The organism is Amycolatopsis sp. SID8362, assembly GCF_010550475.1.
GTDB classification, from domain to species: Bacteria; Actinomycetota; Actinomycetes; order Mycobacteriales; family Pseudonocardiaceae; genus Amycolatopsis; species Amycolatopsis eburnea.
On the sequence record NZ_JAAGNB010001340.1, the window covers coordinates 1 to 1003 of the forward strand.

General features: G+C 74.9%; 1 protein-coding gene. It reads left to right on the forward strand.

Annotation, left to right across the window (positions count from 1 at the left end; translation table 11 throughout):
* A partial coding sequence (locus tag G3I65_RS41205; RefSeq protein WP_160700888.1) for an amino acid adenylation domain-containing protein occupies positions 1-1003 on the forward strand: 1003 nt, incomplete at both ends.

The following is a 1003-nucleotide window of genomic DNA, read 5'->3' on the forward strand; positions in this document are numbered from 1 at the left end:
CTGTTCGCCGCGCAGGTGGCCCGGACGCCGGACGCCACCGCGCTGGTCTTCGGCAGCGAGCGGCTCAGCTACGCCGAGCTGGACACGCGGGCCACGACGCTCGCCCGTGCCCTGCTCGGGCGGGGTGCGGGGCCGGAACGGGTGGTGGCGGTCGCGCTGCCGCGGTCGGCCGACCTCGTCGTCGCGCTCCTCGCCGTGCTCAAGACCGGCGCCGCCTACCTGCCCCTCGACCGGAACCACCCGGCCGAGCGCGTCGAGCTGATGCTCACCGACGCGCGACCGCACCTGGTCGTCGCCGAGGACGGGTTCGGGGACCGGCTGGTGCGGCCCGGTGACACCGGACCCGAACCGGTGTGGCCGTCGATCAGCCCGGACCACCCCGCGTACGTGATCTTCACGTCCGGTTCGACCGGCCGCCCGAAGGCCGTCGCCGGTACCCAGCTGGCCTTGGCGAACCGGCTGCACTGGGGCCGCGGGATCGCCGAAGGCACACGGCTCGCGAAGAGCGCGCTCACCTTCATCGACGGCTCGACCGAGCTGCTCGGCGGTCTCGTCGCCGGTGATCCCGTGGTGCTCGCCGACGACGCGACCGCCACCGACCCGCACGCGCTGGCCGAACTCGTGCGGACGTCCGGCGCGCAGGTGCTGACCGTGGTGCCGAGCCTGCTCGACACCTTCGCCGAGGACACCGAGGCCGACGCGTTCGCTTCGGTGACGACCTGGATCACCAGTGGCGAACCGCTTTCCCCGGCGCTCGCCGAGAAGGTCGCCCGCCGGTGGCCGTCGGCGAAACTCGTCAACCTGTACGGCTGCTCGGAGGTCGCCGGCGACAGCCTCGCGCAGGAGTGCGGGCCGGTGGCCATCGGACGGCCGGTCGCGAACACCCGCGCGTACGTCCTCGACGCCGGGCTCCGGCCGGTGCCGCCGGGCGTGCGCGGCGAGCTGTACCTGGCCGGCGCCGGGCTCGCCCGGGGTTACCTCGGGCGTCCGGCGCTCACCGCGG